Source organism: Microbacterium sp. 13-71-7 (assembly GCF_002257455.1).
GTDB lineage: Bacteria > Actinomycetota > Actinomycetes > Actinomycetales > Microbacteriaceae > Microbacterium.
Map to the genome: position 1 here is coordinate 1 of NZ_NCKN01000107.1, position 13579 is coordinate 13579.

Below are 13579 nucleotides of genomic sequence, written 5' to 3' on the forward strand. Positions count from 1 at the left end.
GAGTGTCACACCTCGGTCAGGGTGCCGTTCTTGAGGCGCAGCCGGCGGTGCGCGCGCTTCGCGACGGCGGAGTCGTGGGTGACGACGATGAGGGTCAGGCCCTCGGCGCAGAGCGACTCGAGCAGCAGGAGGATCTCGTCGCGCATCTCCTCGTCCAGGTTGCCGGTGGGCTCGTCGGCCAGCAGCACGCGCGGCTTCTTCACGATCGCCCTGGCGATCGCGACCCGCTGCTGCTGACCGCCGCTCAGCTCGCCCGGCAGATGATCGCCGCGGTCGGCGAGCCCCACGTGCGCGAGCGACTCGTCCACGCGTGCGCGGCGCTCCTCGGCCGGGATCCGGAGCGGCACGAGCGCCATCGCCACGTTCTCCCTCGCGGTGAGCGTGGGGATGAGGTTGAAGCCCTGGAACACGAACCCGATCTCCTCGGCGCGCAACCGGCCGAGCTCGCGGTTCGACGCGGTGGACAGCTCGGTGCCGCCGAGCACGAGCGATCCGCCGGTGGGGCGGTCCAGAGCGCCGAGCAGCTGCAGCAGCGTGGACTTCCCTCCACCCGTGGGGCCCTGGATGGTGACGAACTCGCCTGCTCGGATCTCGGCGGTCGCGCCGGTCAGGGCCGTGACCGTGCGGCCCTTCGTGCGGTAGGTGCGCGTGACGCCGGTCAGCCGGTACAGCGCCTGGGCCTCGGGCTCGGTCTCGATGATGCTCATGATGTCGTCTCTCCTGTTCGGGTCGGGGGGATCAGGCGGCGGACCGCAGCGCTTCGGCGGGGCTCAGCCTGGCCGCCCGCCATCCGCCGATCGCTCCGGCGACGAGGCCGCCGAGGATCGCGAGGCCCACGGCCGCGATGAGGATCGTCACGCTGAGTGGGGCATGCAGCACGACCGCCTGCGCGGACTCGCCGAGGCCGCGGAATCCGCCCCCGCCACCCTGGAACGCCCCGCCCGCGGCCCCCGCGCCGGCCTGTCCGGCGCCCGCACCCCCGGCGCCTCCGCCGCGCGTGAAGCCGGAGGCCGACGCTCCGGAGATCGTGGGCCGCACGAGGTTGACGGCGAGGATCCCGAGCAGGCCGAGCGCGAGTCCCGCCGCTCCCCCGATGAGACCCTGCACGAGCGACTCGCCGGCCACCTGGCGGACGATCCGTCCGTTGGACCAGCCGATCGCCTTGAGCGTGCCGAACTCCCTGGTGCGCCGGGCGACACCCGAGAGCGTGAACAGCACGGCGAGGAGCACCGCGACGGCGAGCACGATGAGGGACAGCCACGTGCCGAGGCCCTCGATCATGCCTGCCGCGCTCGCGAGGGATCCGGAGACGGTGGAGGCGAGATCCGCCTGCGAGCTGACGGTCGCGGTCGGGAGGGCCTTGGCGAGCGCCGTCTGCACCGAGGCGATGTCGGAGGCGGAGGCCGCCTTCACGTAGACCGTCGACACGACGTCGCCGGTGCCGGCGATCTTCTGCGCGGTGTCGAGCGGCAGGTACACGTTCGCCGCGGTGTCGGCGGAGTCGGACGAGGAGGTCACGATCCCGACGATCTTGACGGTGGATCCGCCCACGTCGATCGTGCCGCCGACGCTCAGGCTCTTCGAGGTGGCGTAGGTGCTGTCCGCCAGGGCGACCAGCTGTCCGGCATCGGCGGCGTCGAGCGCGCGCCCGGAGGAGACCTTCACGGACGACAGCGGTCCGACGACCGCCCCCGCGGAGGGGTCGACGCCCAGCACCGAGAACGAGTTGAGCCCGAACTTGCCGCCGCCGAATCGCGGCCGTTCGCCCGTGCCCTGCCCCTCGCCGGTGCCGGATTGACCGGTACCGGTTCCGCCCTGCGCGCCCTGCTGGGCGATCTGCCCGTCGAACGTGAGGTTGGTGAGGCTCAGCGCGCCGGTCGAGGCGGCGACGTTCCCCGTCCCCGCGATCGTCTTCACCCCGGCCGCGTCGATCGTGCCCCGCGCCGGCGAGGCGCGCAGCACCGAGGTCTTCAGGGTGGTGCTGCCGTCGCTCGCGGCAGCTCCGCCGCCCGCCCCGAAGTCGAAGCGCTGCCCGGTGTCGCTGCCGCGCTGGGCGGGCGCGCCCGTGACGGTGAGGTCGGTGCCCACGCCGTAGACCCGCGCGAGCGCCTGCGTCTGCGCATCGCGCACCCCCGCCGACAGCGCGTTGACGACGATCACCAGGGCGATCGCTATCGCGAGGCCCACGGCGACGATCACCGTCTGCTTCTTCCGCCCGGCCAGTTCCCGGCGCAGATACGTCCCGTACATGCTTCTCCTTCTGTCACGCTCGTGCTGGAGACGCTAGGAGCCGGTTCTGGGCCGCGATGATGGCGCTGCTATGCGCGCGCTAAGCACGCCGGGTCACCCATACTCATAGACCGTTCATAGGAAACTGAGGAGAATAGATCCCATGAACGATCACGCCACTGAGCTGCGTCGCCCCGATGGCTCTCCCCTGCGGATCCTCGCGGTCGACGACGAGCCGATGCTCACCGACCTCCTCGCCATGGCCCTGCGGATGGAGGGATGGGAGGTGCGCACCGCCGGATCAGGACTCGAGGCGCTGCAGGTCGCCCGCGACTTCGGCCCCGACGCCCTGGTCCTCGACGTCATGATGCCCGACCTGGACGGGCTCGGCGTCCTCAAGCGCCTGCGCGAGCAGGGCAACATGGTGCCCGTCGTGTTCCTCACCGCCAAGGATGCGGTGAGCGACCGGATCGCGGGTCTCACGGCGGGCGGCGACGACTACGTCACCAAGCCGTTCAGCCTGGAGGAGGTCGTCGCGCGCCTGCGCGCCGTGATCCGCCGCTCCGGCGGCGCGACCACCGACGCCAGCGACTCGATCCTGCAGGTCGGCGACCTCACTCTCAACGAGGACAGCCACGAGGTGGTCCGCGCGGGCGACGAGATCGAGCTGACCGCGACCGAGTTCGAGCTGCTGCGCTTCCTGATGCGCAACGAGCGCCGCGTGCTCTCCAAGGCGCAGATCCTGGACCGCGTGTGGAGCTACGACTTCGGCGGCCGCTCGAGCGTCGTCGAGCTGTACATCTCGTACCTGCGCAAGAAGCTCGACGCCGGACGCGAGGTGGCGCTGATCCACACCGTGCGCGGGGTCGGCTACATGATCAAGGCGCCCCAGCAGTAAGACCGCCGCACCGAGCACGAAGAAGGCACGACCTCGATGAATCCGTTCCGCACCCGCCCCAGGGGCCCGCTGTCCCTGCAGACACGGCTGATGGCGGCGGTGACCGGATTCGTCTCGCTCATCCTCGTCGTGATCGCGATCGCGACGAGCGTCGTGCTCGGCAACGTGCTCAACGGGCGGCTGCAGGATGAGCTGACCGCCGCGGCGAAGGGCATCGTGCCCGTGGCCAACCAGCATGCGATGTTCGGGCACGTCCCCGCCGCGACCGACCTCGTCGTCGGGCAGACCGGGGTGCAGAACGGCGTCCTGGTCATGGTGGTCGAGCCGTCAGGCACGGCGACCGGCACCTTCGTCAGCGGAGGCGTCGCCCAGCCGCTCTCCCCGCTGCAGATGCAGCAGGTCGTTGCGGCTCTCAGCGACAAGAAGGCGGAGGCGGAGCTCGCGGGCCTGGGCCCGTACCAGCTCGTGCACCAGAGCATCCAGCGCGCGGACTCCCCGCAGTTCCAGCTGATCACGGGGCTCCCCCGTGCGTCCACCGAGGCGCAGATCACGACGCTGTTCTCCATGATCGCGCTCACCACGATCGGCGGGCTCATCCTGCTCGCGCTGTCCACGGCGATCACGATCCGGGTCGCCCTGCGCCCGCTCCGCGAGGTCGCCGCGACCGCGAATAGGGTCGCCAATCAGCCGCTGGACCGCGGCGACGTGTCGATCACGGAGCGCGTGCCCGCCGCGGAGGCGGATCCGCGCACCGAGACCGGACTCGTCGGATCCGCGCTGAACACCCTGCTCGATCACGTCGACGCCTCGCTCGCGGTGCGCCAGCGCAACGAGGAGCGGATGCGGCAGTTCGTCGCCGACGCGAGCCATGAGCTGCGCACGCCGCTGTCCTCGATCCGCGGGTACTCCGAGCTGTCGCTGCGTGCGCTGTCGCGATCCGATGCGCCGGAGGATCCGGCCACCGCCTCCGCGCACACCGCCCTGGAGCGCATCCAGGCGCAGTCGCTGCGGATGACCAGCCTGGTCGAGGACCTGCTGCTGCTCGCGCGTCTCGAGGAGGGCAGGGAGCTCACGCTCTCCACGGTCGACCTGTCCCGGCTGGCGATCGAGGGCGTCGAGGATGCGCGGCCCACCGCCCCGGATCACGAGTGGGCGATCGACGTGCCGGAGGAGGCGGTCGAGCTCATCGGCGACACCGGACGGCTGCAGCAGGTCGTCACGAACCTGCTCGCGAATGCCCGCACGCACACTCCGGCCGGCACGCGCATCGCGATCGAGGTGGCGGAAGAGGGATCCGAGGTCGTGCTCCGCGTCCGCGACGACGGGCCTGGCATCGACCCCGCGGTCCGCGACGAGCTGTTCAGCCGCTTCGCGCGGGGCGACCGCTCCCGCAACAGGGCGACCGGCGGTTCCGGCCTCGGCCTGTCGATCACGAAGGCGATCGTCGACGGCCACGGCGGCACGATCTCCGTGCAGAGCGAGCCGGGCGCGACGGTGTTCACGGTCCGCCTGCCGAAGGTGCCGCAGACGACGGCCGGCGCGCCGACGCACCCCGCCGACGCCGCTCCCCCGCGCCCGACCGGCACGGAGGCGTCGCGGCAGCATCATGCCGAGCGCTCGGCGCCGCGCCGCAGGGACGAGGAGGCGCAGCGCCGCAGCGAGAGCCGCGCGGATGCGGGCAGCCACGAGCTCGGCCGCACGCTCGGCGGTCACTGAGCCGCTCCCCTCATCGACCTGGGCGACGATCGGTCTGGGCGACGATCGGCCTGGGCGACGCATCGGCCCGGAGGTCGACCGGCTCAGTAGCCTGCGAAGGCGTCCGTCGTCACGCTCCGCGCGCCGCGCAGCGCGGGGGCGAGCTCCGCGATGAGCCGCGGCGGACCGGAGATGCGGGCGTGCCGCCGATCCAGATCCGGCACCAGCGCGAGCAGCAGGGCGGCATCCAGCCGTGCACCGCCGGCCCATTCCGCGCCAGGGGGCAGCTCGGCGGGGCGGTCGGGGGCGACCACCAGTATGCGTGCGCCGGAGCCGCCGAGCTCGCGCAGGTAGGCGCACTCCTCGGCCGAGGAGGCCACGAGCACGAGAACCGCGTCCGCCGCGTCCCGCGCCCCGAGCTGCGCCACGAACGGCGTCACCCCGATCCCCGCCGCGATGAGCAGCAGGGGCGCCTGGCGGGCCGGCAGCACGAAGTCGCCCCACACCCCTGTCGCGGTGAGCACGTCGTCGGGCTGCACCGCGCCGAGCGCGCGCTTGTAGCTCGAGCCGTGCTCGCCCTCGCGGTAGGCGATCCGCACGAAGGGCAGCTCCGCCGGCGTGGAGACGATGCTGAACTCGCGGCGGGTGCCGCGGCTGTCTGGGCGGCGATGCGGCACCTGCAGCTCCAGGTACTGCCCCGGCGCGAACCGGAACGGACGCCGCGCCCGGAACGTCAGCTCCTGCACGGTCGGGGTGACGGAGCGGCGGCGCACGAGCGAGAGCCTGATTCCCGCCCTGGCGACGAGCGCGGCGGCGAGGAGGTTGCCCACCAACAGCGCCCGCTCCTGGCCGAGCGTGATGATCCCCAGGCTGATCGGCCAGCCGGCGAGCGCGCCGACGACCACCGCGACGAGCAGCTGCTGCCACCGTCGTGACGGCATGGTCAGCGGCTCGGACAGCATGAAGGCGCCGAGGAACAGCGCCGGCGACTGCAGCAGCACCGTGGTGAGCAGCGCCCAGGGTTCCACGGCGAGTCCGGCTGCGGCAGACTGCACCGAGAACCGCACGCTCGACACGACGGCGTACACGATCACGAACAGCAGGACGACGCGGATCCGTTCGGTGCGCCAGAGCACGAGCAGGCCCAGCACGATCACGGGGATCGCCATCGCCGGAGTGCCGACCCACCAGGCGGAGAAGCCGAGGCCCGTGATCGTGAGCACGGTCGCCCCGACGGCGGCGGGGTTGAGCAGGTGCCGCCCGCGCCACACCAGCACGTACTTGGAGACCGCGGCGACCACGCCCGCGAGCGCGACACCGCCGATCTGGTCGGGGTTCGCGCCCGGTTGCACCACGAAGAGCAGGATGAGCGCCGTGATGAGCGATGACTCGACGCGGCGCGGGACGTGCAGCAGCGCCTGGGCGACCGCGTCCGTGCAGAGCGTCGCGAGCATCAGCACCGCCAGTGTGGCGAGGATGTCGAGCGGCAGCACCGAGACGGCGCCGACCGCGGACAGGATCATCGCGATCGCGGCGAGCGCGAGCAGCGCGTACAGCGCGAGCCGGTACATCGAGAGCCGTCCGAGCTGCGCGACCACGCGCTGCCGCGCGCCGATCAGCGTCGCGATCATGCGAACGCCTCCATCCGATCCCCCGCCGACCACTCGACCGCGCCGTCCGTGGTCATCCGCACCCATTCCACACCGAACCGCGCCGCGAACGCGGCACCGCCGTCGAAGAACAGCGCCGTGGCGGCCGCATCCGCGACCATGGCCTCCGCGGCGATCGCCCAGGTCGCCGCGATGGTGCGCACCGGCTCCCCGGTCCGCGCATCCAGCACGTGGTGCAGCCCGCCGTGCTCCCCCGGCCAGGCGCGCCTGTTCACGGCGGATCCGCAGAGCGCCCCGTTCGCGACCGTGGCGACGCCGATCGCGCGCGCCGGGTCGAACGGGTGCTCCAGCCCCACCCTGATCCGCTCGCCACTCTGACGAAGGTCGCCGCCGGCGTCGACGAGGCGCTCGGCGTGCCCCAGGGATCCCAGCAGGTCGTGCACCACGTCGACGAGACGGCCCTTCCCGATCGCGCCCACGTCGATGAGGGCCGGCGCGTGCAGGGCGAGGGCGCCGTCGTCCCAGGCGAGCTGCTCGACCCAGTCGGCGGGCGCGGGCCTCGCGCCCCGATCGTGGAACGAGTACCCCGCGTCGTAGCCGCGCGCGGACAGGCTGTCGCCGATCAGCGGCTGCACGGCGCCGTCGGTCGCGAGCGAGAGCTCCCGGTACAGATCGAGCATCGCCGCCGCATCCGGCGGTGCGGGCACCTCCTGCGGCTCCTCGGCGAGGGCCGTCACGAGCGAGTCGGCACGGAACCGGGACCAGGTGTGGTCGAAGTCGTCGATCACGTCGCGCACCGCGTCGCGTTCGCCCTCAGGGAGAGGACAGGCCGTGACGATCTCCCAGACGGTGCCGATCGCTTCGAACCGCCAGACGTCCGTCGGCGGGCGGGGATCCACCCTAGCCCGCGGCTTCGGTGCGGATGGTGGCCAGCGCCTGGTTGAAGCCCTTGCTGGTGAGCGAGGATCCGGAGACGCGGCTGACGGAGATCTCGTCGAGCTTCTTGCCGACCACCTGGGCGGAGATCCCGCCGATGAACTGCGACTGGTAGTGCTTCGTCTCCGACGCCTGCGGGTCGCCGGTGACCTCGACCTTCGTGACGGTGTCGTCGGCGAGGGTGATCGAGACGGAGATCTTCTCCACCGTCTCCGGCGTCTGGTACGAGCCGTCGGCGGAGTAGGTGCCGTCCTTGTAGGTCGTACCGGACCCGGTCGGGGAGCCCGCGCTCGTCGAGGACGGCGAGGCGCCGGCGCTCGCCTGCGGCGCCGGGGTTCCTGTCGTGGTCTCGGCGGACGACGACTCGGCCGCGCATCCCGCGAGCAGCAGCGTTCCGGCGATGCCGACCAGGGCGGATCCTTGACGGACCGAGGGCGAGAGCTTCATGGTTCCAGCTTCCGCATCCCTCCTGTGCGTCACCTTTGAGATGACGCAGCGCGTCGTGAAGTCAGGATCCGCGCCGGCCGACTCCGTCTCAGGCCGCGCCGTCGAACATGCTCGTGACGGAGCCGTCCTCGAAGACCTGGCGGATCGCGGTCGCCAGCAGCGGCGCGATCGGCAGGATCCGCAGCCCGGGGAACCGGCGGGCGGCCGAGAGCGGGATCGTGTCGGTGACGACGACCTCGTCGATCGCCGAGTCCTGCAGGCGCTCGCTGGCCGGATCCGAGAAGATCGCGTGGGTCGCCGCGACGATCACCTTGCGGGCGCCGTTGGCCTTGAGGGCCTGCGCGGCCTTGACGATCGTGCCGCCGGTGTCGATCATGTCGTCGACGAGGAGGCAGGTGCGCCCGTCCACGGTGCCGACGATCTCGTGCACCGAGACCTGGTTGGCGACCTTCGGGTCGCGGCGCTTGTGGATGATCGCGAGCGGGGCGTCGAGGCTGTCCGACCAGGTGTCCGCGACGCGCACGCGGCCCATGTCGGGCGAGACGATCGTGAGCGTGGCGCGGTCCTCTGCGGTGAGGCTCTCCTCGAAATGCTGGAGGAGGACCGGCTTGGCGAAGAGGTGGTCGACGGGGCCGTCGAAGAAGCCCTGGATCTGCGCGGCGTGCAGGTCGACGCTCATGACCCGGTCCGCGCCGGCGACCTTGAGCATGTCGGCGACGAGGCGGGCGGAGATCGGCTCGCGGCCGCGGCCCTTCTTGTCCTGCCGTGCGTAGGGGTAGTACGGGGCGACCACGGTGATGCGCTTGGCCGAGGCGCGCTTGGCGGCGTCGAGCATGATGAGCGTCTCCATGAGCCACTCGTTGATCGGGTCGCCGAACGACTGGATGATGAACAGGTCGCAGCCCCGGATCGACACCTCGAAGCGCGCGTAGAGCTCGCCCGATGCGAAGGTGCGGTGCTCGACCGGCGCGATCTCGGTGCCGAGGGCCGCGGCCACGGCGGCCACGAGCTCCGGATGCGATCGGCCGCCGGCGACGACGAGCCTCTTCTTGGTCTTGGCGACCAGTCCTGGCGCGATGTCGTTCTCGCGGTCCAGCTCGACCGTCGTGTTCTTCTTGCGCCCCATCGGACCCGCCTATTCCGCCGAATCGGCACGTGCTGCAGCGTCTGCTGCGGCCGTGCCTGCCCTGTTCTTCTCCACCCACCCCGCGACGTTTCGCTGGGGGGCGACGCTCATCGCGAGCGCACCGGCGGGGACGTCCTTGCGGACGACGGCGCCGGCGGCGGTCTTCGCGCCGGCACCCAGCCTAACGGGCGCGACGAGCACCGTGTGCGAGCCCGTGTGCACCTCGTCCCCGATCTCGGTGCGGTGCTTGTTCACATCGTCGTAGTTCGCCGTGATCGTCGACGCGCCGAGGTTGACCCCGCGGCCCACGGTCGCATCGCCGATGTAGGACAGGTGCGGCACCTTGGAGTCGTCGCCGATCTGCGCGTTCTTGGTCTCGACGTAGGCGCCGATCTTGCCGTCGGCACCGAGCGTGGTGCCGGCGCGCAGGTACGAGAACGGGCCGACGGTCGCGCGCGCGCCGATCACGGCGAGCGTCGCCTCGGAGCGGCGGACCGTCGCGTCCTCGCCGACCTCGGTGCTGACCAGCGTCGTGTCGGGGCCGATGATCGCCCCGCTCGCGACCGTGCTCGCCCGAAGGACGTGCGTGTTCGGCAGGATCGTGACGTCGGGCGCGAGGGTCACGTCGTCATCGATCCACGTGGTCGCCGGATCCTGGATCGTCACGCCCTCGCGCTGCCAGCGGCGCACGATGCGGTCGTTCAGGGTGCGCGCGGCCTCGGCGAGCTGAATGCGGTCGTTGATGCCGAAGGTCGCGGCGGTGTCGGTCGCGATCGAGACGGCGACCTTCTCGTCCGCGGCGCGGAGCAGGCCGATCACGGTGGTCAGGTACATCTCGCCCTGAGCGTTGTCGGTGGTGACCTTCGCTAGCTCCGCGCGGAGCAGACCCGCGCGGAACACGTACACGCCGGCGTTGATCTCGCGCGTGGCCTTCTCGGCCTCGTCCGCGTCCTTCTGCTCCACGATGCGGGCCACGTCGCCCGATGCGTCGCGGATGATCCGGCCGTAGCCGTCGGGGTCGTCGACGATCGCGCTGAGCACGGTCGCCGCGGCCGCGGCGGCGCGATGCCCGTCGATGAGGGCCTGCAGCGTCTCGGCCTCCAGCAGCGGCACGTCGCCGGAGAGCACCAGCACGTCGCCGTCGAAGCCCTCCGGCAGCGCGTCCAGCGCCACCTGCACGGCGCGACCGGTGCCGGGGACGTCGTCCTGATCGACGATGACCGCCTCAGGGTGCTCGGCGGCGAGGGCCGCGACCACCTGGTCGCGCTCGTGGCGCACCACGACCTCGACCGTGTCGGCGCCCAGCTGCGCGGCGGTCGCGAGCACGTGACCGACGAGCGTGCGGCCGCCGATCGGGTGCAGCACCTTCGGCAGGCGGGACTTCATGCGCGTGCCCTGCCCTGCGGCGAGGACGACGATGGCGAGTGTGTTCTCCGTCATGCTCCGCCGCCAGGATTCGAACCTGGACCCCGCAGCTCCAAAGGCTGGGGTGCTGCCGTTACACCACGGCGGACCGCGGTCGCCGGGCGCCCGCTTCTCAATTCTGCCATGCGCCGTCCGCGTGATCCGGCCGGAACCGGTCGGCAACATGCTCGCAACGTCGTTGCGCGACGCTGGGATGATGACGATCCGCATCGCTCGCGTGCAGGCCGCGACGCCCGACCTCGAGGTGTTCCTGAGCGATCATCTCCGCGACATGCAGGCGACCGCGCCGCCGGAGAGCAGACATGCCCTGGACATGTCGCGCCTGCTCTCTCCGCGTGTGCGACTGTTCGCCGCGACGATGGATGGAGCGCTCGTCGGCACCGGGGCGCTCGCCGAGCTCGAACCGGGCCACGAAGAGCTGAAGTCCATGCGCACCTCGCCCCGGATGCGCGGCCGCGGTGTCGGATCCGTGATGCTGGCTGCCCTGCTCTGCGACGCGCGCGATCGCGGGATCCGACGCGTGTCGCTGGAGACCGGTGCGAGCGACTTCTTCTGGGCCGCGCACCGGCTGTACACCAAGGCCGGTTTCGACGAGTGCGAACCGTTCGGCTCCTATGTCGAGGATCCGCACAGCATCTTCCTCACGGTGCGGCTGACGGCCTGATCCGCCGCCGACGTCTGCGCCTTCGGCCTCCGACGCGCCCGCGATAATGAACGGATGAGCATCGGAGCGGATCACCCCGGCGACGAGGTCGACCGGATCGTCGCGGCGTGGAACACGCAACGGCCGGACCTGGACTTCTCCCCCCTCGAGGTGCTCTCCCGCGTGGACCGACTGTCCCGACTGCTCGACCGCGCCCGCCGAGACGTCTTCCGCCGCAGCGACCTCGAGCCGTGGGAGTGGGACGTGCTGTCCGCCCTGCGCCGCGCGGGAGCGCCGTTCCAGCTCAGCCCGAAGCAGCTCCTGCAGCAGACCCTCGTCTCCAGCGGCACCATGACGAACCGGATCGACCGGCTCGTGGGACGCCGTCTGGTGCGCCGGGAGGCGGATCCCGGCGACGGCCGCAGCGTGCTGGTGACCCTCACGGACGACGGCAGGGTGCGCGTGGACGCGGCGATCACCCGCCTCGTGGACGCCGAGGCGACGCTGCTCTCCGCACTCTCCCGCAGCGACCGCGAGCGCCTCGCCGCCCTGCTGCGCAAGCTCAGCCTGAGCTTCGGCGCCTGATCGCCGGGGGCGATCAGGCCCTGGGCTCGAGCAGCAGGCGCCTGTTCTTCTCGAGCACGGCGGAGGGAAGACCCGCGACGATACCCCCGAGGGTGGCGTGCTGCAGCGACGACCGCCACGCCTCGTGCGCGGCGCGCATCGCGGATGCGAGCGCGCAGGGATTCCGGCAGTCCTCCGGCCTGGCCGCACCCCGACCCTGCTGGCGCAGCTCGCGGCACACGTAGGGATCCGCATCGCCGTCGACCGCGGTGACGAGGTCGAGGAGGGTGATCGCCTCCGGATCCCGCGCGAGACGGAAGCCGCCCCGCGGACCCGTGCTCCCGGTGAGGATCCCCGCCCGGACGAGCTTGGCGAGCTGCTTCTGCAGATACGGACCAGGCACGCCGAAGTGCTCTGCCAGCTGCGCGCCGGACACGGTCGACCCGGGAGGCAGCTGCGCGATCACGGCGGTCGCGTGCAGCACCCATTCCGAGGTCTCGGGAAGCTTCACTTGACCAGCGTATCAAGCCACTCCTATTGTGGACACGCAATGTCCATGATTAAGGAGTCGATGATGAGGATCGCAGTGGCCGGCGGTACGGGACGGATCGGACGGCTGGTGGTGCGGGAGATCGCACAGCGCGGCCACGAGGCGGTGTCGCTGAGTCGCGCCGAGGGCGTGGATCTGCGCACGGGCGACGGACTGGGCGCGATCCTGGCGGACGTCGAGACCGTGATCGACGTGACCAATCCCCCGGTCGCGACCGTCGCCGAGGCCGAGGAGACGTTCACGGCGATGACCGAGGTGCTGCTCGCCGCGGAGGCCGCGGCCGGCGTGCGCCATCACATCGCCCTCTCGATCGCCGCCCTCGACGAGGTCGAGGGGAATCCGCACTACTTCGGCAAGCGCGCGCAGGAGCGGGCCGTGCGCGCGGGCGGCATCGCGTTCACGATCCTGCGGGCGACGCAGTTCCACGACTTCCCCGCGATGATCGCGGAGTGGGCCGTCGCCGACGGCGAGTCTCTCGTCCCGCCCCTGCTCCTGCAGCCGATCGCACCGCGCGATGTGGCCGCGGCACTCGTCGATCACGCGCTGGACGCGCCGAGCGGCACGACCGTCGAGATCGCCGGACCCCGCACCGAGGACGCGGTGGACATGGCGCGCCGCACCTTCGCCGCCCGGGGTGAGGACCGCCGCATCCGCGCGACCTGGCGCGGTGCGGCGATGGGCGTCGGGTTCGCCGGCGAGGTGCTCGTGCCCGCCGAGGGCGTGCGGCTCGCGCCGACGTCCTTCGACGAGTGGATCGCCGCCGGCGCGGAATGACCGCCTCCGTCGCACGGGAAGGGGAGCCGCGGCCCTAGGCTGGTCCGAATGGGCATGCCCTCTCCCCTTCCCGTGCGCGACGGCGTCGGTGCGACGCGTCTGCGCGTGCCCGCCGAGGGACCCTGGCCGACCGTCGGCGCGTTCATGGCCGAGCGCTTCTTCCACCTCGATCCGGAGCGCCTGCTGGACCGCTTCGACCGCGGCGAGATCGTGGCGATCGACGGCACCCCTCTCACGCGGGAGACGCCGCTCGGCATGCACGACTTCGTCTGGTACTACCGGGAGCCGCCGGTCGAGAAGCAGATCCCCTTCGAGGTCGAGATCCTGCACGAGGACACCGATCTCGTCGTCGTCGACAAGCCGCACTTCCTCCCGACGACCCCCGGAGGCAAGTACCTGCAGAACTCGGCCCTGGTGCGGCTGCGCAATGCGCTCGGCATCCCGGAGCTCACGCCCATCCACCGCCTGGACCGCGCGACGGCGGGCCTGCTGATGTTCTCGAAGCGGCCCGTCACGCGCGGCGCGTACCAGCTGCTGTTCGAGAACCGCCGGGTCGAGAAGGTCTACGAGGCCGTCTCCCTGCTGCCCGAGGGCTGGGATCCGCGCGCCCCTGCGCTCGGCGGATCCGCGTTCCCGCTCGTGCATCGCAACCACATCGAGAAGCTGCGAGGGCACGTCTGCG

Annotated in this window: 14 protein-coding genes and 1 tRNA gene; 6 read left to right on the forward strand and 9 right to left on the reverse strand. The window is 71.7% G+C overall.

The genetic code is table 11. From position 1 onward, the window contains the following. Positions 1–5 precede the first annotated feature (5 nt). Together B7X32_RS11535 and B7X32_RS11540 are read right to left on the reverse strand one after the other, a co-directional pair. Complete coding sequence (locus tag B7X32_RS11535; protein WP_292719642.1) at positions 6–707, reverse strand: ABC transporter ATP-binding protein; 702 nt, start codon at positions 705–707, stop codon at positions 6–8. A gap of 31 nt (positions 708–738) precedes the next feature. Further along, positions 739–2250 (reverse strand): ABC transporter permease, encoded by a 1512-nt coding sequence (locus tag B7X32_RS11540; RefSeq protein ID WP_292719643.1) that lies wholly within the window; start codon positions 2248–2250, stop codon positions 739–741. Positions 2251–2392: 142 nt separating this feature from the next. Here B7X32_RS11540 and B7X32_RS11545 point away from each other — a divergent pair, with 142 nt between their 5' ends. Both B7X32_RS11545 and B7X32_RS11550 read left to right on the forward strand, forming a co-directional pair. Then, entirely contained in the window at positions 2393–3127 is a 735-nt protein-coding gene (locus B7X32_RS11545; protein WP_045270808.1) for a response regulator transcription factor, read from the forward strand. A gap of 90 nt (positions 3128–3217) precedes the next feature. Continuing rightward, complete coding sequence (locus B7X32_RS11550) at positions 3218–4843, forward strand: ATP-binding protein (RefSeq protein WP_292719648.1); 1626 nt, start codon at positions 3218–3220, stop codon at positions 4841–4843. Between the two features lie 83 nt (positions 4844–4926). Here the strand turns inward: B7X32_RS11550 and B7X32_RS11555 are convergent, their stop codons facing one another. The 6 genes from B7X32_RS11555 to B7X32_RS11580 all read right to left on the reverse strand — a co-directional run bounded on the left by B7X32_RS11555 (position 4927) and on the right by B7X32_RS11580 (position 10454). Then, positions 4927–6453, reverse strand: coding sequence for a flavodoxin reductase (locus tag B7X32_RS11555; RefSeq protein ID WP_292719650.1), 1527 nt, complete (start codon positions 6451–6453; stop codon positions 4927–4929). Next, positions 6450–7331 (reverse strand): FAD:protein FMN transferase, encoded by an 882-nt coding sequence (locus B7X32_RS11560; protein ID WP_292719652.1) that lies wholly within the window; start codon positions 7329–7331, stop codon positions 6450–6452. The genes B7X32_RS11555 and B7X32_RS11560 overlap by 4 nt, the downstream gene beginning before the upstream one ends. A 1-nt stretch (position 7332) precedes the next feature. Next, on the reverse strand, positions 7333–7815 hold the full coding sequence (locus B7X32_RS11565) for an FMN-binding protein (protein WP_292719654.1): 483 nt from the start codon (positions 7813–7815) through the stop codon (positions 7333–7335). Positions 7816–7903: 88 nt separating this feature from the next. Then, positions 7904–8941, reverse strand: coding sequence for a ribose-phosphate diphosphokinase (locus B7X32_RS11570; RefSeq protein WP_292719656.1), 1038 nt, complete (start codon positions 8939–8941; stop codon positions 7904–7906). Positions 8942–8950: 9 nt separating this feature from the next. Then, entirely contained in the window at positions 8951–10381 is a 1431-nt protein-coding gene (glmU, locus tag B7X32_RS11575; protein WP_292719658.1) for a bifunctional UDP-N-acetylglucosamine diphosphorylase/glucosamine-1-phosphate N-acetyltransferase GlmU, read from the reverse strand. 1 nt (position 10382) lies between these two features. Next, a tRNA-Gln gene (locus B7X32_RS11580) sits at positions 10383–10454 on the reverse strand. Positions 10455–10529: 75 nt separating this feature from the next. Here B7X32_RS11580 and B7X32_RS11585 point away from each other — a divergent pair. Together B7X32_RS11585 and B7X32_RS11590 are read left to right on the forward strand one after the other, a co-directional pair. Further along, a complete protein-coding gene (locus tag B7X32_RS11585) occupies positions 10530–11030 on the forward strand; it encodes a GNAT family N-acetyltransferase (protein WP_366246983.1) in 501 nt (166 codons plus the stop codon). Between the two features lie 54 nt (positions 11031–11084). Continuing rightward, a complete protein-coding gene (locus B7X32_RS11590; protein WP_292719662.1) occupies positions 11085–11594 on the forward strand; it encodes a MarR family winged helix-turn-helix transcriptional regulator in 510 nt (169 codons plus the stop codon). A gap of 13 nt (positions 11595–11607) precedes the next feature. On the opposite strand, the gene B7X32_RS11595 is transcribed toward B7X32_RS11590, so the two are convergent. Further along, positions 11608–12084 carry an Rrf2 family transcriptional regulator gene (locus B7X32_RS11595; RefSeq protein ID WP_292719664.1) on the reverse strand — a complete coding sequence of 159 codons (477 nt, stop codon included), beginning with the start codon at positions 12082–12084 and terminating at the stop codon, positions 11608–11610. 63 nt (positions 12085–12147) lie between these two features. Here B7X32_RS11595 and B7X32_RS11600 point away from each other — a divergent pair, with 63 nt between their 5' ends. Together B7X32_RS11600 and B7X32_RS11605 are read left to right on the forward strand one after the other, a co-directional pair. Continuing rightward, positions 12148–12897 carry an NAD(P)H-binding protein gene (locus B7X32_RS11600; RefSeq protein ID WP_292719666.1) on the forward strand — a complete coding sequence of 250 codons (750 nt, stop codon included), beginning with the start codon at positions 12148–12150 and terminating at the stop codon, positions 12895–12897. A gap of 54 nt (positions 12898–12951) precedes the next feature. Next, the coding region (locus tag B7X32_RS11605; RefSeq protein WP_366246982.1) for a pseudouridine synthase at positions 12952–13579 on the forward strand (628 nt) is incomplete at its 3' end.

Coding starts and splice junctions, on each gene's coding strand:
- B7X32_RS11585 (WP_366246983.1), top strand. CDS start 10,530: ATGCTCGCAACGTCGTTGCGCGACGCTGGGATGATGACGATCCGCATC.
- B7X32_RS11600 (WP_292719666.1), top strand. CDS start 12,148: ATGAGGATCGCAGTGGCCGGCGGTACGGGACGGATCGGACGGCTGGTG.
- B7X32_RS11555 (WP_292719650.1), bottom strand. CDS start 6,453: ATGATCGCGACGCTGATCGGCGCGCGGCAGCGCGTGGTCGCGCAGCTC.
- B7X32_RS11570 (WP_292719656.1), bottom strand. CDS start 8,941: ATGGGGCGCAAGAAGAACACGACGGTCGAGCTGGACCGCGAGAACGAC.
- B7X32_RS11590 (WP_292719662.1), top strand. CDS start 11,085: ATGAGCATCGGAGCGGATCACCCCGGCGACGAGGTCGACCGGATCGTC.
- B7X32_RS11565 (WP_292719654.1), bottom strand. CDS start 7,815: ATGAAGCTCTCGCCCTCGGTCCGTCAAGGATCCGCCCTGGTCGGCATC.
- B7X32_RS11550 (WP_292719648.1), top strand. CDS start 3,218: ATGGCGGCGGTGACCGGATTCGTCTCGCTCATCCTCGTCGTGATCGCG.
- B7X32_RS11535 (WP_292719642.1), bottom strand. CDS start 707: ATGAGCATCATCGAGACCGAGCCCGAGGCCCAGGCGCTGTACCGGCTG.
- glmU (WP_292719658.1), bottom strand. CDS start 10,381: ATGACGGAGAACACACTCGCCATCGTCGTCCTCGCCGCAGGGCAGGGC.
- B7X32_RS11545 (WP_045270808.1), top strand. CDS start 2,393: ATGAACGATCACGCCACTGAGCTGCGTCGCCCCGATGGCTCTCCCCTG.
- B7X32_RS11540 (WP_292719643.1), bottom strand. CDS start 2,250: ATGTACGGGACGTATCTGCGCCGGGAACTGGCCGGGCGGAAGAAGCAG.